Origin of the sequence: Pseudomonas sp. BBP2017 (genome assembly GCF_003024385.1) — a bacterium.
In the GTDB taxonomy this organism is placed as follows: domain Bacteria; phylum Pseudomonadota; class Gammaproteobacteria; order Pseudomonadales; family Pseudomonadaceae; genus Aquipseudomonas.
The window spans coordinates 1-252 of the sequence record NZ_PVZN01000059.1; the positions used below are offsets into that span (position 1 = coordinate 1).

At 54.4% G+C, this 252-nt stretch carries 1 pseudogene; it reads right to left on the bottom strand.

Annotation, left to right across the window (positions count from 1 at the left end):
• Nucleotides 1–129 precede the first annotated feature (129 nt).
• Nucleotides 130–252, bottom strand: a pseudogene (locus tag C6382_RS23805) (IS481 family transposase); the annotation flags it as partial.

Below are 252 nucleotides of genomic sequence, written 5' to 3' on the forward strand. Positions count from 1 at the left end.
AAGCAGCATCTTAAGTAATGCGGCTCTGCGTTCAGGTGAATAGTACGGCACGACCAGTCTCTTTCCGCCCCCGATATGCTTTTTTAGGAAAAACCGGAGAGGCGACAACTATCCTGACACCGGGGGATGCGCACAGGCTTGAATCGCCAGATTGAAGCGCGAGTGGTCATCGATCAACGTCAACGGGTAGCACGGCCCCTGACCCGTCTGGAAGAAGCCTTTGAAGTCGATCTGCCAAAGATCATTGGGGGC